Raw genomic sequence first — 25,005 nt, forward strand, 5'->3', positions numbered from 1 at the left:
TGGGGTGTGACATAATAAATCCTCCAGTTTTGTTTTTTATATCAGTATACAGGAGGAGGGAGTGATTAGATAGATACTTTGTTATTGGGCGGTTACGATTTATTCTGGCAAGTTGCAACTCCTTATATTATTACAATCCAATTGTAATGTATGTCAATCATAATCAAATCCTAGATGTTTAAAACAGTTTTTAAACTCCTCCATATTTTCAATATTATTACTATCAATCAATACAACCAATTCTTCTTCTGCTCGAGAACACCCAACATAAAAAAGTTTATAGGCTGTTAAAGTTGATCTGACTAATTTATTATTAAAAATAATTCTCATCTTATCAAGCGAGGTTCTAACTTGAAAATCAAACGACTCTGTTTTTAAGCATATAAACTTAAAATATATATTATCAAAATATTTATCATATATAGTTTTAAATTCATCAAAGTGACTGTCTCTGTCACTTGCTTTAATTTCACTCATTTTTTTCCCTATTTTTTCTTCTAGTAGTACAATATCACGATTGAAATTATAATAAAACTCTTGAAAATCATCAAAATTAAATTCAATACCCTGCTTATAAAAACTTGTGAAGAGGTTTAGAAATTCGTATATTTTGATACCGGGATTACTTGAATTTTCTGCCACAAATAATATCTTTTTATGTCCCTCTCCTTTAACCCCATGCTGAGTTGAAACCATAGGATTTCTATTATATTCATTAATCAATTTAAATAATTCGATTGAGTAACAGAATAAATCTGTATATAAAAATTCACCATTTTTTTCATATAAGAATATAAAATTATAAAAGTCACTGCTGATAATTTTTTTATCCGCCAATTCTTGAATTATAACTCCCAATGATTGAGTAGATTCTAACAATGTAACGAAGGAATCCATTTTCTCTTTCAGCCTTACCTTATCCTTATGAAATTCTATTTTCAATAAATTTCCATCAAATACTGATATCAATTTACCATAAGGTAAGCTTTTTCTAACACTCTTTAATATTCGAATTACTTCACCATAATTTTTATTATTATATTCATTCAATACTTGAAATAACAAGTTTAAAAAAGACATTAATTCATCAGGATTTTCATCATAGTTACTGTTAGTCAAAACATCCATTACACTTATACGGCCATAATTAGGATATAATTCCTGATACTTTTCGTAGATTTCAATAGCTGATTTTCCACTATTATTGATATTTTCAAATCTTTTCTTATTAACTGTTCTTAATTTGTAAAACTCCTTATAATCCTCGCTATTATCAGACAAGTATTCTTCAATATTTTCAGTAAAGACCACCTGAGGTTGCTTACCTCTTTTACCTCTAGCAGAAGTCTGTTCCGCTTTATTAGAAGATATGTACAGATTATTTAACAAGTCAACTATCTCTTTGGAGGAACGATAATTTTTAGTAAATGTTTTAGAAATAGAATCGTCAAATTCCGCATATTCCCTCTCGAATGAACCGTCGTACTTATTGTAAATCTCTTGCATCTTATCCCCGAGAAAATATACTTTTGTCGAACTGTTCTTAGTAGAATTATAAAAGAATCTCAGAATATCCGCACTGGTATCTTGAACCTCATCAATAAAAATATAGCTATACATCTCACGTAACTTAAAACCAATCTTAGGAAATCTTTCTATTAGCTTGAACGAAAAATTCAATAAATCATCGTGTGACAGCCCACCAGTTAAAACGAACGAGTTTTGACGTTCATTGTAATAGATTTCCTTTAAATTTTCTTTGATTCTTTCTTCAGAAACATCACCATTTATGTCAAATCTTTCTTTATACCTTTCAAGTAATTCTGGCTTTGAGTCAAGAATGGTTTTAATTTCTTTTTTATAAAACTCAAAATAGTAATTTAAAACTTTTTCATTTCTAAAGAATGGCTTTAAAAAATTGTTTAAAAAACTATGAATAGTTGATATTTCAACATTTGGTGAAATAATCCGCTCTCGCATTACCTCTGAAGCCCTATTCGTATAGGTAATACATAAAATGTTGGCAAATGGATTTTTACCTAAAATATCATTAATCGTCTTACTTATAAAATAAGTTTTCCCACTACCCGCTGGAGCATTCACTCTGTAGAAGTTACTTTCTTGTCGAGCCATAATAACCCCTCCTCAATATAGTTCGGTAATACTTCGATTGCTTTGTTGTTCATAATAATAGAATACATGAAATTTGTTTTATTTAAACTCTTCACAATATCTCGGATACTGATGAATGCTTTCTTGTTTGAAATTGAGAATTTAAAGTTTGTTTCGTCCTTTAATTCTTCCCAAAAATTCCTACTATGTCTAACAAATACACCTCTATATTTATTCTTCATTGAAATGTTGTATTTTTTTGATTTTATAATTCTTCTAACTCTTTTAACATTACTCCATCCTGAGATTAACTTTCCTCTGTATTTCCTCATATTTACTTCAGAGTAATTTGATTTTGGAATGATTAATTTATAAAAAATAGCTTCTTCTAAAGTCCTCGCAAACCCATCTTTAGAGGTTTGTGTAAAAATTTCGATACTATTTCTTCTAATTTGTTTCTGCTGTCGATATATGCTACCTATGTCCCCTGTAGCATCAGATAATAATGAATTTAGTGTTGCATTAGTAGATTTATCTTGTTCTATTTCAGTTATATCTTCCCGTTCTTTATCATAATCAATATCAGTGAAAATACATGCCTTCATTCCTAGTTCATTCAAGAGTGGAAAATATTTATGGGCATATGCTCCTCCACATTGACAATAACTGATATACTGACGAGCCAAATTAGCATACTTCAACTGTTTCCTATTAATCAAATTCTCAAAGTACATTCGTTCTGCATCTCCCTCGTAGAAGATAACAGCATCTGAAAAAATTAAATCTGCAAAATTTAGTTTGAAAAATGTTTCATAAAACTCTTTATCCCCATTCTCATCAATAAACCGATGCAAATCAACTATACGATTCATAAAGTTATGTTCTGGGCGAATTACTTTTATATTATGAACATCTACATTTTTCACAATTTCAGTGGAGTGAGTTGTAATAATTCCCTGAACATTATTCGTTTTACTAAAAATAGTTTCAATATAGCTAACTAGCACTTTTTGCATCTGAATATGCATATGTGCTTCAGGTTCTTCTATGACAAAAAGATTAACACTATTATGTGGATTTTCTTGGATAGCCCTGCTAAATTTATCGATTTGAAGACTGATATAAATTAAATTGCTAACTCCAAGTCCTTGAGATTCTTCAGTTAGACTGAATATAAAATCAGCTGAATTATGTGAATAGCTAATTAACAAACTATCTTTAATAAGGTTCAATAAATTCTTTTCATTAAAATTAAATTTTGCTTCTAAAGCTTCAATTTCATTTTTTGATACAATATCTAGACTATCTTTTAAAGCTGATAAAACTTTTTGTGTTTCTTCTTGAACACTCAAATCAATTTTAGAGTCATCCAAGTTATCAGCAATTTTATTTTTTAAGTCATTAAATTTATTATCCCATGTAGAATCAGCTGATGAGAGAATTGACGTAGTTATCTTTTTATTTTTAAGGTTTTCATCATCTAGTTCTCTATCCGCAGATATGTATTCAAAATGAAATAACTTTTTAAATTCTTTATACTCAATATTCTTCTTATTATTAAAATCTTTGTCAGTATAAAAATAAATACTTTCGGTATTCCGTTCAATAATATCTTGAAGCATTTCAGATGATTTGATACCTTGTTCAATAAACTCTTTCCGTATTTTTGAAGTATTAAGCCCATAGTTGTATTCAAAATAAAAATTATACATATTATCTTCTAAATCCATTAAATAGTTTGCAAATAAACCAATAGGTTCTCCTACATCATAAGATAATTTCATTTGAAGTTTTATTTTTATTTTTTTATCAATACACTCTATAAAATTCATAAATTTATCTTCATCAAACTCCGAGGAAAGATTCAATTCTTTAATTTTTTTATTCAGAAAAGCCTTTAATTCTATAGAGAAATCATTAAAAGTTAGTGAGCGTCTAGATGAATTATTAAACACAAAATCTAATAACTGTATCAAAGATGTTTTTCCACTATTATTCGCACCTGCTAAGATAGCAAAATTTCCATGTTCTAAATTAATAGTCCCCTTATTAAATTTTCGGTACCCATCAATATAAATTTCATCAATTCTCATGCTGTTTCCTCCATAAATATATAAATACATTATACCACAAAACCCAGCCATTTTAGGCTGGGCATTTATCATATTCTACCTACTTAACCAGTTTTTTCATTTCTTCAATCCGTCCTACTATCACATCATATTTATTGTCATCAATCTCGAAATTTTTATTCTTCATTAAATTTTTCAAGCAACTCCTCAGCGATAGCTTGACTTTCCAACCTCAGTAAACTAGCTTGGTCATCCGAATGATATGTAAAAGGGGATAAATTGCCATACCAAACGAGATTACTATCTAAGATAACTGCGGTCGTACCAATCCTTTCTGGTACAAGCTTCACCTTTACATTGTCACTGTTTAACCCCGTTAACCACTCGCTTAACTTATGGCTTTTGGAAATATGAATAACGACTTGTTTTCCTCGGATCAGTCCCAATAGTTCCTGAATCTTACTAGAAGTGAACGAATGCAATTGTAAATAGACTGTTGAGCGTGTATTCCGCAAATCCTCTCTAAATTTCTCCTCGTAGTCCCTACCACTGAATAATACTTGGGTTGGTTCTTTCTCTCCAACCTGATAGGCCATTTTTCGATAGGCTATCTGACGTTTCTGGTACATTCTTTCAAGATAGGGAACGTGTATATCTAGATAGTCAACGATTCTCACCTCAGTTTTGTCTTGATAGGGACGGTGAAGCCGCCCTGCATACTGTATAAGATTATTTTTCCATGACAAAGGAGCTGCCAAGATTAATGTATCCAACTTTGGCATATCAAAACCCTCGCCAATATATTTTCCTGTTGAAATGAGGACAAAGGGACTATTCTCATCTAGCTCACTGATTCTTTTCAGAAGATCTTTCGTATCTCGTCTTTTACTCGCTCCACTCAGACAAAATATATTGGTCATTTCTTTTTCAATAAGTAGATTTTCCAATAGTTCTATATGTTCCCGTCGATTAACTAAGACAAGGATGTTTCGTTTTTCTTGATATAGTTTGAAAATATCTTGCACAATCAACGTATTGCGATGTAAATCTTTGGCAAGCCAATCATTAAGGGCTGAAAAGTTCGTACTATTCGACTGTTCCAAGTCCAATTTCCCAAAGGATGTTAGACGGAGTAGTAACTGCTTTTTAAAATTGTATTGGCCTGATTGAGCAGTATGTAAAATTGGGCCAATCCGTTGAAAGACAATCGGTTGATGTCCATTTTTACGCTCTGGCGTTGCTGTTAGGCCATATAGATATTGACCAGCAAATTGAGCAACTACCTTTTCAAACTGCAAGGCTGTCACATGATGGCACTCATCCACAATCATCATATCGTAGTCCGACAAAAAGTCGGAAATAGTGTCCAATTGAAAGAGAGATTGAATCATGACTACATCCACCAGTTTAGTCCTCCATTTTTTAGAAGCACCATATTGCCCAATATGCCCTATTACTTTTATACGCCCTGAAGGAGTATAGCGAACCGCTTCTTCCTCTTCAATTTCTAAAAATTCACCCAACCTTTCCAACCACTGCTCCATCAGTTGACGATTGTGAACTAAGATAAGCGTTCGACATTTCCTTTGTGCGATCAAGGCTGCCCCCAGAACTGTCTTCCCAAAACCTGTTTCAGCACATAGCAAGCCATTCTCACTAGCTAATAAATCTGCCAAAGCAAGCTCCTGCTCAAAACGTAAGATCCCTTTGAAAGAAATCTGAATCGGAGATAAACTGTTGCGATTGTCCCTAACAGTTACTGTTTCAAATAATTCCTGTAACCTAGCCAATATTCCTCTTGGAAGATGCAAGGCTTCATCCGTTTCTTCAAATAAATAAATGCGTTCTGGAGTCTGATAGGTTGGCTGTCTGGTCGCTTGTTTTAGATAAAATTCAGGGTTAGGAAAAGATGCCAGCTTTCTCAATAAGTAATTTGTCTTCGAAGAAATTGTCCTCTTCTCAACTCGAATAACGTTTGATAGGCTACAATCTAACACTGTATCATCTACAGAATCCGAAAACTCCTGCCCTAAGAAGTCTAGTATTTTCTTCTGTCCAATCTTTTGAACCTGTTGAAGATAAGTCCATTGTTCAGAAAAGGGCTGAAAATGCCTATCAACAAAAACGGTTCTTCCCTTCTTGAAAGCTTCCCCTTGTAAGGGCAGTGCGATAAGATTGCCAAATCCTCCCTTGGGCAGAATATCTTGATTTGGAAACATACGGTCAAATGAAGAAAAGCGAATATCTTTTGACTCCTGCATAGCCAATTCCAGCAGTCTTTTTCCAACATTTCTTGCCTGCTGACAAGCAATTTCTTCCTCGAAGAAAAACCAGAGGTGAGCACCATTGCCCGAACGAGAGATTTCAATATGACCCTCAAAACCATATTTTTCTGCGGTATCTCGTAGAATGGATACCTCTTCTCTCCAATTCTTTTTATCAAAATCAATCACCAAAAAAGAACACGTGTCTGATAGACTCATTGGAAAAATGCCAATACTCATTTCGCCACGTAGGTGAGCCAATAACACCTGTTTGGTCAAGGGTTGACAAGTTCTCTTTTCAACAGGAAGACTTTTCCAGCCATAATTGTAAGAAGGAAAATAATTGATTTTCCCATTTTCATCAATATAGGACTTCGCATAGACATCCAAACGCCCCTTAAATAGGCTGAGTAGAATGGAGAGTTTTTCATCTGTACTCAGTTGATGTTTTTGTTCCTCAAAGTAATCGTGTAAATGCTTATCGCTTATCAGAAACTGCTGATTACTATCTTGAAATTGCAATAAATTCAGAATCTTATCGGTAGCATAATAGGGAAAACGAGCAAGATGCTTTGCAACCTTACCCGTTGATTTTTCGTAATAATAGGACATGGGATTTCCTCCAAATTGCCTAACGAGACTATCAACCAAAATAATATTTTAATACTATTTTCTACTAACCCAGCCAATCGCATCTGCTGGTGGATTTTCCGTATCAATCCAGATAAATTCGATACCGATTTCACCATTTTTGAATTTGGTTAATCGAATACCGTTTATTTCCAGAGATTCTAATTTTTTCCCTGTCAGTACCTCACGCTCAGCTAGTTGAAAAACACCTCTTAACAACCACTCTCCAAGAATATCTTGTTTGTCAACCGACTGAATAGCCTTACCTGATTCTTGGTTGATATAGGCTTGGATGGCATCTCCTGATGATAAAAAACGAAGTGTGAATGTTCGTTCTTCTTTTGCCAGTGCTAATTTCTTGCCAGTTTCATCAAATGTCCCAACATTGTGACCGAAAAAGTCTGGTCGAGCATCATGAAACTTTTTAGAATCCGGGAGTGGAATGTAAACTTCACTAACAGGACGGTAAACCAATTTCTCCAGTTTTTCAGATAGCTTTTCAACTCCCGATTCATTAGCATAATTCATCAAGTCCGAGCGAATTTTCTTCATCTCAGCTTTTTCTTCTTTAGTGGACCACTTTTTCAATAAAATTTCTTCCAAGGAATAGGTCACAAACGCCAACTCTTCAGAAGTGAGTTGACTAGCAAATTCCTCTTGGATTTTCTGAATACGTGGTAAGCGGTCTTTAGTAGCTAGTTTGGCCCCGCCGTTGAAGGCGTTAAAACCTGAATTTTCTTCCACCTGACCGTCTTTATCTGTGATAACCCATGAAACTGTATCGAGAATTTGCTCTTCTTTCTCGTCTGCGGATAAGGTATGTAGATTTTCAAAAATATAGAAAGGATCTTCCACATAGTCCACATCCCAGGTATCCACCACTATCTCTTTATTATGGAAGGTCATGTGAAGCTGGCTATCTGCCGCGGTGTATTTGTAATCATGTCTACCGTCTGTAAAAGCAAAATTTGTCGGAGTTTTTAGACTTGTTGCACCCTTGATTCGTAAATTCTCCACATCAATCGGGAGATAACTGGTTTCTCCTACAAAAATTTGTGGTTTGGCTCCCTTTGCCGTCGGCATTAATACATGGTAAACAGACTCCACCGTTGAATCCGATGCAAAACCACGAATTTGTGCTTTCGAGGATTCAATCCGCTGGTTACGAAGTTGGGAAATCTCCCTCGCCAATTTCAAGTAAAGTTCCTGATTATCTTTATCGGCAGTTGCTTTATCAGGAGCAATCATCGCATTAAACTTAATCTTTTGTAGCGTTTCTGTCCATCCTTGTGAATCTTTTTTAAATTGGGCGACTTTTTGATCCCCTGATTGAATGCCAAATGACTTTATTCCAACTAAATACTTATGGTGATTGTCAACTACAACAGATGCATCAAAAGAAGTATTTGCAATATCCTCGCCAACTGCATGAAATGCCCGTTGAAAAACCGCTTCTTGAAACTTTGAATTAATAATTGGTGCGACATATTGAAATGTATCATCTTCCTCAGCTGTTTCTGATTTTTGAGAAAATGCCTCACTAAGACTTGCAAAATTCGTAATCAGTGTCCGATACTTTTCTTTATGCTCTGATTTTAACTTTTCCCACATAGACTGTACCTCTTTGTTCTTAATTATAGTATAGCAAAAGAAGACTAGTTTCTACTAGCCCTCTATTTAATTATTCGTAACGGCAATACTATAAAATTCCAAGTGTCCGCCTTTTTTGACCAAGCGTAAATAGTCTTCATCTGACAAAATTCCTAAACCGTCATTGTACCCATCTAACTTAGCTATTGCTTCGTCATAGTTCTCAACAAAATCTTTCACATAGGACTGTCCTTCAAACTGACCATTCATCTTGGTATAGATAATCGCAACATTTCCTGTTCGCTCCAACTGTGATATACCTTTGGTAGTTTTCATTGCTTCAGCAATTTTATCTGCAATCCGCTTGATAACTGGTACAACAACGCTGTTTCCAGCCTGTTTATAGAGCTGGCCGTTGGATACACCTTCTGGAATTTTAAAGGTCTTGGGATAACCTTGAACGTTAAAGGTTTCTTTCGGAGTCAGCTTGCGAATTTCTCCAGTATCTGTCAAAATGAGGGGAACATTATGTCCACCTGTTCCCATATTTGCTGTTAAAGTTGGTACAACACCATTTTTGTTTTCCCTGACATATTGGCGTCGCCATTGGTAAACCGTATCTTGACTGGTCACAGCGTGCTTCAACTCTTCAAAGAAGGGTTGCTTTCCTTGGCGATAATAGTAATTCTCCTCTGGTTTTGCCCCAAAATCAATAACATCTTGAAGCCCAGTGGTCAGCTTAATTTCCTCTGGAAATTTAAATTTATCGTAGGCTTCCTTGTTATCAAAGCCAACAATGTAGATCCGCTCGCGGTTCTGCGGGATGTTCCCGTAGTCCTTGCCGTTCAACACCTTCCACTTGATAAAGTAGTTGTTCTCGGTCAAGGCTTCACGGATAACCTTGAAAGTGTTCCCGTGGTCATGAGAAACCATGTTCTTCACATTCTCGACAAAAATCGCCTTGGGTTTCTTGGCTTCAATCATCCGAAGCAACTCAAAGAAAAGGTCGCCTCGGTCATCTTCAAAGCCCTTGCGGTAGCCTGCAATACTAAAGGCCTGACAAGGAAAACCTCCGACAATCACATCGACTGTTTCCGAAGGAATTTCCTCTGGCAATACTGCGTGAATATCACGCCCGTCCAGATAAGTATCTGGGTAATTCAACTGATAAGTCTGTCTGGCATACTTATCAAACTCGTTGGCATACACCACTCTGAACTCGTTGGTCTGCTCAAAGCCCAACTCAATTCCACCAACACCTGAGAAGAACGCTGCAATAGCAAACTTCCCCTGCTGGCGTGAACTTACAGAATTTGTCATGTAAGCACCTGCTTTCTAATTAGATCCATTAACAATTAGATAGTCAAACCTTTCTAAAAGATTATCTAAAAATGTCCCCCGATAAGAGTTTCTGAAGCCATTACAAAAATTAGGAAATTTCTTATAAATCTGCTTGCTATCCTTATATTCTCCTTTACTAACTTTTTCGTAATATTCATTACATTTCTCTTTAATTTTTTCTGGATTATCATGAGCATAAAACATGTAAAGATACGTTTGATAAATTTCTTGCTCGTCAGCTTCAAGATGATCGCAATATTTATTTAATTGTAAATATCCGTCTCCAAATCGATAATGTGAATACCCATCTTTAGAATCAATATCAAAATATTTTCTTTGAATAATAAACTTTACCTCTATGATGGTCATCTGGTTATCTTTATTTCTAATTGCCAAATCCACAGACTCTTCATCATCCTTAGAGTAAGTATTCTCTTCCTTTGTGACAACACCTTTCATATGTTCTCTAAGAAATTCCCATAAATCATTTCGAAAATCCTGCTCAGATAATGAACTATTAATTTTATCAGTACCTTCTTTCAAAAAAACATCCGGTTTCTCAATTTTTCGTAAGGCTTGATATTTTTGGAACACCATCGGTAAGTTACATAGATCATATTTATTTAAATTTTCTTCATGGGATTTCTTTTTTTCTTCAAAGAAATATTGAAAATTTGGATCAGTATTCCCATTTATAAAATATTCTACTCCATTATTAGTTTGACAATAAACTCCTGCACAATCTTCATTACTCTTTTCTAGAGCTTGGTTCTTAAGATGAGAACTGTTACTATCAACAATCAACGGAGTTTTTTCGTTAGTTATCTTTTGACTCTTAAGAGAAAAGATATTTAAAGAATCATTGGAAAAATTTGAAGATATTTCTTTATGTATTTGATTTTTTAATGATAGTAAGCCGTCTAATTTATCAATTACTAATATAAAAGACTTTTTCTGTAGTTGCTCATCAAAATATAGACTCGTAAGAATCGTAAACTCAGCTTCATTTGGTAAAATAGTTGACTTGCTATTTAAAAAACTATTATTGATGTCAATCAACAGTTTCACCTCGCTTATCATTTTGGATATGCTGTATAATGAAATTTAACCAATGACTTAAAACATCATACTTTTCAATAGTCTGTTCTGTTATACTATCATAAAATGTATTTAATAGTTCTGATAATTCGCTATTGGAGACCGAAACTTCTATGTTTCTATTCTTAGCACTTTTAACACTTGGTTCTTCAAAAAGTAATGAAAAAACAGTATCATCGTCATACGAAGTCAATAAATTTACAAAGGATTGAATCTCTTTTAATTTTTCAGCAGATAAACCATCTGGCGACAATGAGTTTCCCCAGTTCACTAATTTAGCATTTGGGCATACAGTAGTAGTTTCTCTTGATAAAAAATCTGTAGCTACTAATCGATCGATTTCCTCTGAAAAGCCTGAAATTTTAATCCCAAAGTGTCTATCTGTATATACAGTAACTTCACTTTTCACCTCTTCCTGTAAAAATTGCCCTGTTATATAGTATAAATACAAATATCTTTGTAAGGTATTTATATTTATTTTCTTTCTAATTTGGCTAATAGAAAAAACGAATAATAAAATTGTTTCACGAAATGAATCACTCACTATACTGTCTCCTTAATTCTATATCTTGAAAGTTTCGTTAAATCAATTATATTAACAACATCTCCATACTCATCCATCAGTCCATCAATAAGATAACTTGATCGCTCATTTGAAGTGATAAAAAGGGAATTACCTTTATTTATGTAATATTTAAGAGTGGCAACAGCATTTTTCTCATGATATAAATCAAGAGAACTATCGGGAGTCTCACATAAAAATAAAGAATTTTTATGGAAATGACATAATATAGAAAAACGATAAGATAAATCAACAAATATCCGCTGTGATTCCGATAGAGTCATCTTATCATCTCTTAGGACATCATCCAAAATAAGTTGGATCAATCCCTCTTCATAATCTTCCATAGATTTTTTGGGTAGCCTCAATTCTATCTCACGATTAGAACCAAAAAAACCTTTTGCGAATTTTATAAACTGATCAGAAAAATCAACAAATTTCTCAGACAGAGACTGCTCAATAATTATTTTCAACTCCCGTTCTTTTTGTTGAGCACTCTTCAACTCCATTAGCGCGTCTTCTTTTTGGTTTTCTAAAATAGCTAATCTATTTTTGTCTTCCCCCAAGTAATCTTTAGAGACTAAATTTATTTTATTAAATTTTTGTTGTGTTTCAATCAACTGGCTTTTTAAAATTCTTAGTCTCGTTTCGTCTGTCTCAATTTGGTTATTTAATTTTTCTATCTCTAATTTTATTTGCTTTATGCTATCAGAAATTTTCTTCCGTTCAATATCTAAATCAGATAAATTTCCCTTTTCCAAGGATTTTAATTTCTCATCACACAGAATACAATTTTGACTGTCCAACTCAAACTCATGTTTACTATTACAAAAAGGACATCTGTTGGATTTCATTGCATTAATATACTTACTGTATATTTTTTTATAATCAGGCTCAAATAAAATAGAATAGTATTTTTCTTCTACTCTCTTCTGCTCATCATAAAATTTCTCATACTTTTTTTTCAAACCAATCAGATTCGTCTGATTTTTGCTAATGCTTATATTAATACTTCTCTGCTCGCTATCAAGTCGACTTAGTTTGTTTTCCAATTCCTCCTTCGTTTCTTGAATGTTCTCGATTTCTGAATTACCTTGCTGCTCAGCATTTAAAAATTTATTAGCATAATTCAAAGCCTCACTACGTTGTTTATATTTACTTTGTCTGTACTGAGTTTCTGAAACCGCTTCTCTATATCGTATATAATCATCTGAACTCAATATATACGAACCGATTATTTTTTGTTGCTTATCCGAATTCCAAAACGAATAATGTCTATCTTCACTGAAGAAAATGGTGTCCGTAAACATATCAACTAACGTATTAAAACCATCAGGAACATTAGTTGCTTCTGCTATTTTTTGATTATAAACACCTATCAAATAGCTTTCAATCTCACTTAGTTCCTCATTATCTTCTTCAGAGTATTTCTTTTCATAACGTTGATAAGTAATTGTTTTATAGTCTTTTTTATCGTATACTTCATTATCTACCGAAAATTCTAGTAACTCAGTATTATAAAGGCTACGCTTAACTTTAAACAATTTTCCAGCAATATCAAACTCAACTATGACTTCTGCATCTTCTTGCTTTTGAATCATTCTATCTCTAAAAAAATTCTCCTTGAGCATTGGACGATTCGCTTTTTTACGATTTTTATAATTTTTAAATTTAATACCATAAGTATAGGGACCAATTATGGAATATAAAATTATATGTAACAATGTACTTTTTCCTGTCCCGTTAGTTCCTCTAATTAAATTTAATGTTTCTGAAAATTCGAGTTCTAACGGACAAGTATACAAGTCATAATTATTAATTATCATTTTTTTTAGAACGGGTAAATTAAATGTTTCCATCTGTAAGTACCTCCTATTTTTCTAGAACTAAAACTCCTTCAAGTAATTTCCCGATTTTTTCTTTTTGTTGTGGACTAGAGTTGATATACCTCGCCTTTCGGATTTCAATAACTTTAAATCCTATGTTTTCAGCTATTTCAGCACAAATTTCCAATGTATTGATTAAAACTCCAAAATAGGCAGAATTAGAAACATTAAAATAAACCCTACGACTATTTTTCAATTTTTGATACATGCCTTCAAAAATAATCTGCATATCCTCAAAGTAAGCCAGAATCATATTTAAAATTTCTTCGTTCCAAGATGAAATAGTTTTACTCGCAACTTCAAGTTTATCAAGGGTGATTTTTAAAAGAGGACTATTTACATTGTCTAGATTACTTATCTTTAATTGTACATGCGAACGAATCGTCTGAGCCCTAAGCTCCTTAATATCATTATAGTTTTTAAAAAAATCAAGGGCTTTTAACTCCAGCATATAAGAATCTGTATAATCTCTTGAGTTCAAATATGGGGGAGAGGTTATAATAAGATCTACTGAATTATTCGCAACTTTTTCAAAAATAAGTTTTCTAGAATCGCCCCTGTATAATAGTGGATTGTTTGAGAATGTATTACTTGGTTGCTCTTTTATATCGTCAACGATAATCTCTTTGATAAATCTAAAAAAACTATTGATAACATCTTCTTGAGAATATCTCTTCTCTTGCCAATTTTTTTTATAAGATAGACATTTCCCATTTCTGTATAAATTACTATAATCCAGTAAGATTTTGGATAGACAAATTATATATAGTTCTTTATAAAGCTTTGTATTCAATGAGTCTATCGCCAATTTCAATTTTTCAAGGGCAATAAAAACCTCTTTATCAAGATTCCATTTTTTCTTATCTTGACTTTCAACTAAAGTAGGAAATTCACTTTTTAAATCAATTTCACTATCATCTAAATTTGCTAAAAAATCTGTCATTACAGAGACATGATTTCTAATTGTTCTAATTTTATATTGATTCACTTTCAATTTAGCTTTAGATAGAACAAACATAAACGGATTGACTTCAAAAGATATACAACTAACGCTTCTTCTAGATAATTCTAGAGCAGTGGTTCCACTACCTGAAAAAGGCTCTAGGCATAACTTGACATCGTATCCTTGTTCATCGACTACAGAATTGATAAATTCTTTTGAGTATCCCTCAACAAAAGGATACCATCGATGTACACTAACTTCTTTGTTTTTATTAAATTGCATTATTCTATCATATTGCTCTAAATAGTCTGTATATTTATACATCTTTTATCCTTTTATTTAATTGACTAATCTATTCTAAGTATCAGCTATAGTGTATCATAAAACACGGAAAATATCCGTGTTTTAATCAAATTATCCAGCATTTCCCTAGCTGACAAAAATTCAAATGTCATCGTATTTTATCAGTTACCCCACCAACTTTTTCATCTCTTCAATCCGTCCTACTGTCGCATCATACTTAGCTTGGTAGTCGGCTTGTTTTTCTTTTTCTTTTTCAACGACTTCTGGTTTGGCGTTGGCGATGAAGCGTTCGTTGCTGAGTTTTTTGCCGACCATGTCTAGTTCTTTTTGCCACTTGGCGAGTTCTTTGTCTAGACGAGCCAACTCTTCTTCGACGTTGAGGAGGTCTGCTAATGGCAAGAAGATTTCAGCACCGGTGATAACAGCTGACATGGCTAATTCTGGTGCAGCAATGCTTGAGCTGATTTCCAGATGTTCTGGGTTTGTAAAGCGTCGGATGTAGTTTTCATTTGCCTTGAAGAAGGTTTCAAGCTCGCTATCCGCTGTCTTAATCAAAATGGTAATCGGCTTAGAAGGAGCAACATTCACTTCTGCTCTGCTATTTCGCACCGAACGAATCAGATCCTTAAGGCTTTCCACTCCCTTATGAGCTCCAGCATTGTCAAAGGCTGGGTTGACAACAGGGTAGGCCGCCACCACGATAGAGCCCTCTGCGTACTGGGCGAAGATCTCTTCCGTCACAAACGGCATGATTGGGTGGAGGAGGCGAAGGATTTGGTCCAGCGTGTAGAGAAGGACAGAGCGGGTCTTAACTTTCTCAGCCTCATTGTCGCTGTAAAGTACTTCCTTGGTCAGCTCGACATACCAGTTGGCGAACTCTTCCCAGATGAAGTTGTAGAGGATGTGACCAGCCACACCAAACTCGAACTTGTCGAAGTTTTCAGTGACCTTGGCAATGGTTTCGTTAAGGTTGTGGAGAATCCAGCGGTCCGTCACGTTGCCAGCCTCTCCAGCTGCAACTTTGGCAACATTCTCACGCGCCGCATCCAAGGTCAGGCCTTCATTGTTCATGAGGATATAGCGGGAAATGTTCCAAATCTTGTTGATGAAGTTCCAAGATGCGTCCATCTTCTCATAAGAGAAGCGAACATCTTGACCAGGGGCAGAGCCGTTTGACAAGAACCAACGCAAAGCGTCCGCACCGTATTTCTCAATGACATCCATTGGGTCGATACCGTTTCCGAGCGACTTGGACATCTTGCGACCTTCTTCATCACGGATCAAACCGTGGATCAGCACGTTCTTGAATGGCTGACGACCTGTGAACTCAAGCGATTGGAAAATCATCCGCGACACCCAGAAGAAGATGATGTCGTAGCCCGTTACCAAGGTTGAGGTTGGGAAGTAACGCTGGAAGTCCGCCGCATTTTCGTCAGGCCAGCCCATGGTTGAGAATGGCCAAAGGGCAGAGCTGAACCAGGTGTCTAGGACATCCTCATCCTGTACCCAACCGTCACCTGCTGGAGCCTCTTCTCCGACGTACATTTCGCCAGATTCGTTATACCATGCTGGAATCTGATGACCCCACCAAAGCTGACGAGAGATAACCCAGTCGTGTACATTTTCCATCCATTGTAGGAAGGTATCGTTGAAACGTGGTGGGTAAAATTCTACCTTATCAGCTGTGTCTTGGTTGGCAATGGCATTCTTCGCCAGTTGGTCCATTTTGACAAACCATTGAGTTGACAAGCGTGGCTCGACTACAACACCTGTACGCTCCGAGTGACCTACTGAATGCACACGGTTTTCGATTTCCACAAGGGCACCCAGTTCTTGCAACTTAGCAACCGTTGCCTTACGGGCTTCAAAGCGGTCCATACCTGCAAATTCACCTGCGAGCTCGTTCATAGTACCATCATCGTTCATAACATTGACTTGTGGCAGATTGTGGCGTTGGCCAACGAGGAAGTCATTCGGATCGTGGGCTGGCGTGATTTTCACAACCCCTGTACCAAATTCTGGATCTGCGTGCTCATCGGCAACGATTGGGATTGGCTTGTTAACGATTGGCAGGATAACGTTTTTGCCAATCAAGTCCTTGTAACGTGGGTCTTCTGGATTGACCGCAACCGCAACGTCACCGAACATGGTTTCAGGACGGGTTGTCGCAACTTGAAGGGCACGAGAACCATCTTCCAACATGTAATTCATGTGATAGAAAGCACCTTCTACGTCCTTGTGGATCACTTCGATATCAGAAAGGGCAGTTCTGGCTGCTGGGTCCCAGTTGATGATAAACTCGCCACGGTAGATCCAGCCTTTTTTGTAGAGTTCTACAAAGACCTTGCGAACGGCTTTTGACAAGCCTTCGTCCAGCGTGAAGCGGTCACGTTGGTAGTCCAGAGACAGACCCAACTTGCCCCATTGCTCGCGAATGGTCGCTGCGTACTCATCCTTCCATTCCCAGACTTTATCGAGAAATTTTTCACGACCCAAGTCATAACGGGTCACGCCTTGCTCCCGCAAACGTTCCTCAACCTTAGCTTGAGTGGCAATCCCCGCATGGTCCATACCTGGAAGCCAGAGGGTGTCAAAGCCCTGCATGCGTTTTTGGCGGATGATGATGTCTTGAAGGGTTGTATCCCAAGCGTGTCCCAAGTGCAACTTACCTGTTACGTTTGGTGGCGGAATGACGATCGAATAAGGCTTGGCCTCCGCATCGCCCGATGGCTTAAAGACATCTTGGTCCAACCAAGTTTGGTAACGACCAGCCTCAACCTCGGCTGGATTGTATTTTGGTGATAATTCTTTTGACATTAATTTTTCTCCTTTAGTATTTTTTAAGAAAATTGGTTTATACTATCCTCAAGCTAGAAATAGCCCAATTCTTTTTCATATAATCTCCTAGAAGTAGTCAGTCCTTTGGGTTGGCTATTTCGTTTGTTCTTGCTCAAGCTCTTCCATTTTTTGGATAATCAGTTGAGCTACGTCATTGGCAGAAAGATGGGTATTATTAATTTTGAGATAATGCTGAATGCCCTCTGGAATGCCTAATGAGGTGTATTGACATGTCTCAGCTGTAGAAAGAATCTCAGCCTCTGAAACTTCAATGTTTCGTTTCAAAGGTTTATGGGTCAGTCGATTCTCTGTCCGATTACGCCGCAGACGTTCTTCTAAAGCAGTTTCCAATTCAACAAATAAAATTTCCTGACCATGATAATGAAAAATCGTCTGAACTGTTGTAAGAAATTGAACATCTATGGGATTTTTAAAATTAATCAAGGCAGTTCCAATCAGTGGGCGGCCTGACCTAGCAAATACATCATAAACAGCAAATGTAATACGTGTATTGAGGTCAAACATATCCTCAGAAAATTCTGGAATAAATCGTAGGCTAAAATCAATCGAATCATGATTATGAAAGAGTGTCATCCCTGTCAATTTCTCAACTTCCTGCCCAACGGTCATCTTGCCAGAAGCTTGTGCTCCAATAATAATTAGATTCATATTGCCTCCCCCACCAACTCTATCTTAATCCCATCTGGGTCTTCTAGATAGAGGGCATAGTGGTCTGGTCCTCCTGCATGTGGATAGCGGTCATCGTAGAGCAGTTTGACTCGTCTAGTCAAAAATTCCTTCCGCCATTGGTCAATCTCATCAGGTGTGCCCGCATGAAAGGCTAGATGATTGAGACCTGTACGGCACCGGTGATAGCCTGCCTCTAGGAAGTCCTGTGGCGTTTGGACAAAGACCAGGTACTGCTCTGCTTTTTTATAAGATAGCCCGGCCTCCCACTCCTGATAGAGCGAGTAGCCCAGCTTGGTCAGGAGAAAGTCGTAAAATGCACGCGAGGTTTCCAAGTCAGAAACATAAATTTCAACATGATGTAGCATATCTTCTCCTTTCCAAACGAAAATCCCTGCCTAGACTTACTAGACAGGGACGAAGTTATTCCGCGGTACCACCCTTGTTCAGATACATTATCTGCACTTTGCTTATTCGATTCATATCATCAGCAACCAGTTTTGACATTTGTGCGGATTTCTCAGTACCACCGCTTCCTGTGACAAATGGGGCTCAAAACACCTCTGAATGGCTTTATTCTATCAAAATATTTAGAAAAAATCAATCAATTCTATTTTTTGAAAACAACACCATTTTCCTTTAATTTTTTGATTGTTCCTGGGCCGATTCCTTTTATGGACAATATTTCCTGCTCTGTCTTTTTCTTAAAATCAGCCTTGCTATGTATCCCTCCGTAAAAGAGATTTATTGCTCTTGAATGTCCTATCCCTTCTAAAAATGGTTCTTCCAAAAATTTTCTAAATTTCTTAGGAGAATTTGGCAATGTATTCGCATAGGATTCCGCCAAGGCAACCATTCCCTCGACTAAAAACGGTTTTGTCTCTAAGAACATGGTTGCAGCATTTAAAGCGATATAGATAGAGTGAACCGTGTATGGTTTGTAAAAAGTTAATTGGATGGACACACTCACAAGATCCAGCCAACTGTCTGATTGAAAGGCCTCAACCGCTTTGCTATTTAAGTCTGCTAAGCGCTTAAACAACTCTTCCGCCTTTGTAAATTTTCCTTGTAATAACTGGGCCATAATTTGATAAACTAAAACGCCATCGTCCTCCCAGTTCTTCTCGAGTGACCACTGATACAGACTTTCGATTTCATCAAATTGATACAAATGAAGATAGGTAGCTAACATGGTATGAAAATAGCCCGGTGGAAATCCTTCCTCAATTTTAGAACGAAGAAGTTCAACCAGTTTTAAGGCTAAATTTGAAAAACCATTGATCAAGTAAATTTCTGTTAAAAAACCAAGCATTTGCAAGACTGACCTAGCCTCAATGGAAAACCAATCGGAATAATCTAGTTCTGCCCAATGTTCAACTATTTCATCCTGTATCACCAGCATCTTCTCTAAATATGCTCGATCAATCACTCCATCCCCAGTTTCCAACAGTAATTGAAATTTTGCATCCAGATAATGAGGATAAGTTGCAAGCAGTTTTTTTAACTCTCGAATGCGGTGCTTTTTCTGGGATATTTCCATAATCTCCTCGAACCACTCCGTTTCCGCATCCTTACTTCCTGCCGCATACAACAGCTCTCTTAGTTCATCAATATAAAACTCATCATCTGTTACAAAAAATCCTCTAGTCAATTCAAATGCTTTACGCATATCTGTTTGCGACAATTGGCTTAGAGAATTAGGAGATTGAAAATCACTAAACTGTATAATATTATCTCCATTGTGTTTAGCGTGTCTCATTTCTTTTTTCCGATTTTTCTTCTTTGCCATTGACTTTTCTCCTTGAATATTCTACTTCTATTATAGCAAGAAGACGTAAAAAAACCAACTCATTTCAGTTGGTTTCTGTTATATTAAGCTTTCAAGTCAATCCCTTTTTCTTTCAACTGCTTGATAGTTGCAGGACCAATGCCTTTAAGAGCCAAGAGCTCTTTTTCTGTGTGGTTTGCAAAATCAACCACAGATTGAATACCTGCTTCGTAGAAGGTTTCCAAACGTGCTACCGCAATGCCTTCCAACTCAGGAAGTGCCAAAAAGTCTTCCAATGAAGTCGCTGAAGAAGTCGCCTCTGCTACAACTTCTTTCACTTGTTCCACAGCATGCTCTACTACAGCCTCAGCCTTGTGAGCAACTGTCTCTACTACCTCTGCAGCTCTTTCAAGACCTACACGACCTGCACGTTTCAAGTCTGCTAATTGTTTTTTCAATTGTTTTTTTCGATTTACTTTTTTCTTTGCCATGTTAACTCCTTTCTCCTCAGAACCTGTACTCACAAGTAAAGTGCTTATATATAAGAAATAGTTTTTTACTAATCAAGGCAGTTTTTTGAGGAAATACTGACTGTATTTTGAAAAAAACAACGATGAATAGCTGAAGAACTAGCCTTAGATAGAAATGCTGAACCGTGAATATAGTTTCTTAATAATGCCTTTGACCAAACAACTCATCTGGTAAATCATGAAAACCTTTGCCAGCGTGGTAGTTGGCAAATTTCCCTTGAATGAATCGATAGGCATCCAACTTGCTCTCATAACGAATATAAGCATCTGCTGCACGCTCATCTTTGTCTTCTTCCAAGACACGACGACTTTCTTCAACCGCCATCTCGTTTACCATGACCTGAGTGTTGACCCAAGCTTCAAATTCCTTTAAAAATTCTTGTTCTTTTGTCATTATTTTCCTCTTTCGTCTGCTTCAATCGAAACACACCGATTTATTATACCACATTTTCCAAAAAAGACAAGAAGCCCTATCTGTACAACAGTTAGAGCTTCTCATTCTTACCATGTAAATTGATAAACAGTCTGGGACAAGAATTCCTCATCTTTTTCCAGCAAAATAGAGCCGAATCCATCTAGGTTGCATGCATTCGGCAAGGCCTGACATTCCAAGCTAAAAGCTCCATGATAGGCAGCCAAAGCCTCGACAGGATAATTGTAGGTGTAGATAACCACTGATGGCTGGTTGGTTTTGACACTGAGTCCAATTTTCCCATCTGGACTCAAAACTTCTACCGGAATATCCACCTCTTCCAATAACCATGGGTGGTCATAGCCTTTTACCAACACATTTTGAGGATATTGGCTATCAAATCCCTGAGCAAAAGGCGCAAAATCTCTAAAATCAAACGGCGTCCCTGTCACATCTTCTAAGACGCCCGTTGGCAGGTTATCCTCCCCAAGCGGAGCATAGTGATTCGCAGCAATTTTAATACGGTGCTCGGCAACTGACCGTTGAAAATCACCAGTCAAGTTAAAATAGATATGGTTGGTCGGATTAAAAATCGTATCCTTATCCGATACAGCCTGGTAGTCAACTGTCAATTCATTTTTATCCGTCAAACAATAAATAGCCTTGACCCTCACATCACCAGGAAAGCCATTAAAACCATCTTTTAGGACCATAGCAAAGGTCACTTGATTTCTCTCATGGTCTAGCTCAACGTCCCAGTACTGCTCATTTGCCGTGTCAACCCCACCATGCAAGGTCCGATCTGGTTCATTTTCTGTGAACTGATAACTGGTTCCCTTTATCTCAGCTTGGGCTCCTGAAATACGCCCCGCTACTGGGATAATTGTTGAACCAGGATACAAATCTGTCTTGCGGTAATCAAGATCTGACCCTGCTGCCAAACTAACATTTCGTAAACCGCCATTTTCTTCTACTGGCAGAAGCACTTCCACCACTCTGGCGCCAAAATCCGTCAGACTGACCTGCATGCCATTCTTGTTTTCCAAGCAATACAGTTTCGCTTTTTCACCAAATATTTTTACTTCAATCATTTCTTTTCCTCATAAGCCAAATGAGGGAGTTACTATTGCAACTCCCTCAGGATACTTAAAGCCTATCAACTATAGAACATTTTATAATTAACGAAAATCAAATCCGTCTGTAACAATCGGCTGAGTTAGCCTCACTCTCTTATTTCTAGGCTCGAGCTTTCTGTGGTCACTTTCTTATTTCAAAGTGACCAGCTGAAACAGTTCACCGAACTGTTTCACTCCTCATCATCGCTATCACTTGTTAATAGGCTATTGACATGAACTAGGTTGCTTGTCCCAAATTCGACATAATCCACAGCCTCTCCCAGCAGGACGCCGTTCAAGAAGCCGATAACCATTGGCATGTTCATACCTGCATAGAGGTCAAACTGCCCACCTTCAATCAATTTCCGTGATACGACGTTGGCTGGTGTACCACCCAACAAGTCTGCGAAGACAACGAAATCTTCCAATCCTGCAATTGTTTCTTCAAATTTTTTCTGGAAGTCTTCTGGACCTTCTTCTGGTAATAAAGCTACTGTATAGATGTCCTCTTGAGGACCCATAATCATTTCAGTAGATTTTTTCAACTCCTCGCAGAAGATACCATGACTTACTAATACTAAACTTCTAGCCATTATGCCATACCAAATGCGAAGTGACCGATTGCTGACAAGCAAAGAGCAAGCGCAATGATGATCAAGATAGCCTTGGTAGAGGTCATACCTTTACGACCGAGCAACCAGAATACAAATCCTGTAAAGACAGCTGGAACAAGGCGAGGGAAGATTGTGTTGAGCAAGTCTTGTACATCAATAACTTTCTCACCAATCTGAGGAGCCCAAGTCACTTCAAAATTGATCATAGTCGCAATCAAGGCCCCCATCATGAAGACACCCATTACAGAGGCTGCATCCACAAGAGCAGTCAACTTATCACGCATGGTAGTAATCAACTTAGTACCTTCCTTGTAAGCAACTTCCAACTGTTTCCAACGGAAAATATCATAAGCAACTGCTACAGCAACCCAAAGGAAAATACCAACCGGAGAACCTTCTTTCCCCATAGTCGCTGCTACAGTACCCATGATTGCTGGAACTAAGGATCCAAAGATGGAGTCACCAATTGGGGCAAATGGTCCCATCAAACCAGTTTTAATACCGTTAACCGCATCTTTAGAAGCCACACCGTCACTTTCTTCAAGTGCCAAGTCAATACCTGTGATGATGGTATGGAAAAATGGTGAAGTATTGAAGAACTGAGTATGCAATTTCATCATTTCCTTCAACTCAGGAGTACCATCTCCATACATTTTACGCAATTGTGGCAAAATCATGTAGAGGTAGCCAGATGCCTGCATCCGCTCATAGTTCCAACCAAGTTGGAAAGTGAATAAACTACGTTTGTTGATTTGATTAAAATCTTCTTTTGTTAATTTGTAATTAGATTTCGTCATCTTCAATTTCCCCACTTTCTGAATGTGATGGAGCAACCACAGTTACTTTTTGGCTATTTTTGAAGTGAAGCACTGAAAGGAATGCACCCACAATAGCGATACCAATCATTGACAAACCTTTGAAGTTATTGACAAAGCTTACGCCTGCATCTTCAGGAAGAGTGCCAACGATACCAGCAACTGCACCACCCAAAGCTGATACGTTACCGTAAAGAACAGTCAACATAGCTGTAAGAGCGAAACCTACCGCCAAGTAGTGAAGGTTACGTTTAAGTGGAAGATAGTGAAGTAAGATTGCAAAACCAAGACCTGGAAGCATACGAGCTGCAAGCGTCAAACCGTTGGCAATCCATTGGTATTGTTCAATAGTCTTAACCATTGCATCTACAAACTCACCACCGAAAGCAAGGGCAAGGAAAACTGGAAGTGCACGAGAAAGTGCCCAAGGAATTGCACCAAGCAGGTAGTTGCGTTCGATACCAGCGTAGTCAAAGCGTTCAATCGCAGCATCTACACGGTGTGCAAAGAAAGTAGTTGAGAAACGACCAGCAATATCTGTATAAACAAGAAGCGCTGCTACTGGAACTGCGATAGTAGATACGGCAAGCTCTGGATCAATACCTTGTGATACTGAGAAAGCTGTTGCAAGAACCGCACCAGAAGTTGCGTCGATACGAGATGCACCACCGAAGGTACCCACACCGAGTACCATCAATTGAAGAGACGCTCCGATTGTCAAACCAGTTGCCATGTCCCCCATGATCAAACCAGTGATGAACCCTGCAAAGATTGGTGAGCCTGCTGACGATACGATGGTCAACTCATCACAAATCTGGTAAGCAGAGTAGAGCGTTAGAAGTAATATTTGCCACCATTGCATAATAGTGATCCTCCTTTAAATTTTTCAAAAATATCCGAATGTTATCTAACCTTATCCAATAATGGCATAAAGTCTTTTGGTGAATCGCCAGGTACCATTTGTGCAAATAATTTTACACCCTTGGCTGCCAAGGCATCGAAATCAGCGATGTCTTTATCAACAACGTTGATAGAACGAGTAACAGAGCGAGTTTCTGGTGATTGTGACATATTCCCTACGTTTAACTCAGGAAGATCTACCCCATATTCAACTAAACGTAAGAAATTTTCTGGACGACGGGCGACAATCAATAGTCGTTGAGTATCGTATTTACCTTCCTTAATGTTATTAGCAGCCTTTTCAATTGGTAAAATTGATAATTTCACACCTGGTGGGCAAGCTAATTTCAAACCTTGTTTTTCAATATCATTTTGAGCAACAGCATCGTCAATAACCATAATCCGACTAATATTTAATTTTGTAGTCCAAAGGTTAGCAACCTGACCGTGAATCAAACGACCGTCAATACGTGTAGCAATAATTGCCATACAGTGTTCTCCTTTTCTTCATAAATCTTTTTGTTA

General features: G+C 37.0%; 20 protein-coding genes. All 20 read right to left on the bottom strand.

The genetic code is table 11. The features are described 5' to 3' along the window. Positions 1–153: 153 nt before the first annotated feature. The 20 genes from P7J36_RS08010 to P7J36_RS08105 all read right to left on the bottom strand — a co-directional run bounded on the left by P7J36_RS08010 (position 154) and on the right by P7J36_RS08105 (position 24,969). Entirely contained in the window at positions 154–2,133 is a 1,980-nt protein-coding gene (locus P7J36_RS08010; RefSeq protein WP_408551822.1) for a UvrD-helicase domain-containing protein, read from the bottom strand. Continuing rightward, positions 2,100–4,205 carry an ATP-dependent nuclease gene (locus P7J36_RS08015; RefSeq protein WP_398582583.1) on the bottom strand — a complete coding sequence of 702 codons (2,106 nt, stop codon included), beginning with the start codon at positions 4,203–4,205 and terminating at the stop codon, positions 2,100–2,102. The genes P7J36_RS08010 and P7J36_RS08015 overlap by 34 nt, the downstream gene beginning before the upstream one ends. A gap of 155 nt (positions 4,206–4,360) precedes the next feature. Beyond that, on the bottom strand, positions 4,361–7,060 hold the full coding sequence (locus tag P7J36_RS08020; RefSeq protein ID WP_408551823.1) for a TOTE conflict system archaeo-eukaryotic primase domain-containing protein: 2,700 nt from the start codon (positions 7,058–7,060) through the stop codon (positions 4,361–4,363). Positions 7,061–7,114: 54 nt separating this feature from the next. Next, complete coding sequence (locus tag P7J36_RS08025) at positions 7,115–8,689, bottom strand: hypothetical protein (RefSeq protein WP_408551824.1); 1,575 nt, start codon at positions 8,687–8,689, stop codon at positions 7,115–7,117. A gap of 66 nt (positions 8,690–8,755) precedes the next feature. Beyond that, entirely contained in the window at positions 8,756–9,988 is a 1,233-nt protein-coding gene (locus tag P7J36_RS08030) for a DNA cytosine methyltransferase (protein ID WP_222381555.1), read from the bottom strand. Positions 9,989–10,003: 15 nt separating this feature from the next. After that, entirely contained in the window at positions 10,004–11,068 is a 1,065-nt protein-coding gene (locus P7J36_RS08035; protein ID WP_408551825.1) for a hypothetical protein, read from the bottom strand. Continuing rightward, complete coding sequence (locus tag P7J36_RS08040) at positions 11,061–11,651, bottom strand: hypothetical protein (RefSeq protein ID WP_222381558.1); 591 nt, start codon at positions 11,649–11,651, stop codon at positions 11,061–11,063. The genes P7J36_RS08035 and P7J36_RS08040 overlap by 8 nt, the downstream gene beginning before the upstream one ends. After that, complete coding sequence (locus P7J36_RS08045) at positions 11,651–13,528, bottom strand: AAA family ATPase (RefSeq protein WP_408551826.1); 1,878 nt, start codon at positions 13,526–13,528, stop codon at positions 11,651–11,653. The genes P7J36_RS08040 and P7J36_RS08045 overlap by 1 nt, the downstream gene beginning before the upstream one ends. A gap of 13 nt (positions 13,529–13,541) precedes the next feature. Further along, a complete protein-coding gene (locus P7J36_RS08050) occupies positions 13,542–14,822 on the bottom strand; it encodes a hypothetical protein (protein WP_408551827.1) in 1,281 nt (426 codons plus the stop codon). Positions 14,823–14,966: 144 nt separating this feature from the next. After that, positions 14,967–17,618: a valine--tRNA ligase gene (locus tag P7J36_RS08055; RefSeq protein WP_408551828.1), complete on the bottom strand. Its 2,652-nt coding sequence runs from the start codon at positions 17,616–17,618 to the stop codon at positions 14,967–14,969. A 114-nt stretch (positions 17,619–17,732) separates the two neighbouring features. After that, positions 17,733–18,308, bottom strand: a complete 576-nt coding sequence (locus P7J36_RS08060) for a shikimate kinase (RefSeq protein ID WP_408551829.1) — start codon at positions 18,306–18,308, stop codon at positions 17,733–17,735. After that, entirely contained in the window at positions 18,305–18,694 is a 390-nt protein-coding gene (locus P7J36_RS08065) for a VOC family protein (protein WP_408551830.1), read from the bottom strand. The genes P7J36_RS08060 and P7J36_RS08065 overlap by 4 nt, the downstream gene beginning before the upstream one ends. 242 nt (positions 18,695–18,936) lie before the next feature. After that, positions 18,937–20,115 (bottom strand): hypothetical protein, encoded by a 1,179-nt coding sequence (locus P7J36_RS08070; RefSeq protein WP_408551831.1) that lies wholly within the window; start codon positions 20,113–20,115, stop codon positions 18,937–18,939. Between the two features lie 83 nt (positions 20,116–20,198). Then, a complete protein-coding gene (locus P7J36_RS08075; RefSeq protein WP_408551832.1) occupies positions 20,199–20,585 on the bottom strand; it encodes a helix-hairpin-helix domain-containing protein in 387 nt (128 codons plus the stop codon). Between the two features lie 178 nt (positions 20,586–20,763). Then, positions 20,764–21,018: a DUF1912 family protein gene (locus P7J36_RS08080; protein ID WP_002943432.1), complete on the bottom strand. Its 255-nt coding sequence runs from the start codon at positions 21,016–21,018 to the stop codon at positions 20,764–20,766. 107 nt (positions 21,019–21,125) lie between these two features. Then, the gene (locus P7J36_RS08085) at positions 21,126–22,127 is read right to left on the bottom strand and encodes an aldose epimerase family protein (RefSeq protein ID WP_408551833.1); all 1,002 of its coding nucleotides are present in this window, start codon (positions 22,125–22,127) and stop codon (positions 21,126–21,128) included. 215 nt (positions 22,128–22,342) lie between these two features. Further along, positions 22,343–22,744, bottom strand: coding sequence for a PTS sugar transporter subunit IIA (locus tag P7J36_RS08090; protein WP_398582596.1), 402 nt, complete (start codon positions 22,742–22,744; stop codon positions 22,343–22,345). Continuing rightward, positions 22,744–23,562 carry a PTS system mannose/fructose/sorbose family transporter subunit IID gene (locus P7J36_RS08095; RefSeq protein WP_029186359.1) on the bottom strand — a complete coding sequence of 273 codons (819 nt, stop codon included), beginning with the start codon at positions 23,560–23,562 and terminating at the stop codon, positions 22,744–22,746. Before P7J36_RS08095 ends, P7J36_RS08090 begins: the two co-directional genes overlap by 1 nt. Beyond that, on the bottom strand, positions 23,549–24,445 hold the full coding sequence (locus P7J36_RS08100; protein WP_408551836.1) for a PTS mannose/fructose/sorbose/N-acetylgalactosamine transporter subunit IIC: 897 nt from the start codon (positions 24,443–24,445) through the stop codon (positions 23,549–23,551). Before P7J36_RS08100 ends, P7J36_RS08095 begins: the two co-directional genes overlap by 14 nt. Positions 24,446–24,483: 38 nt before the next feature. Continuing rightward, positions 24,484–24,969, bottom strand: coding sequence for a PTS sugar transporter subunit IIB (locus tag P7J36_RS08105; RefSeq protein ID WP_398582597.1), 486 nt, complete (start codon positions 24,967–24,969; stop codon positions 24,484–24,486). Positions 24,970–25,005 lie beyond the last annotated feature (36 nt).

Origin of the sequence: Streptococcus suis, assembly GCF_046032115.1 — a bacterium.
GTDB classification, from domain to species: domain Bacteria; phylum Bacillota; class Bacilli; order Lactobacillales; family Streptococcaceae; genus Streptococcus; species Streptococcus suis_AJ.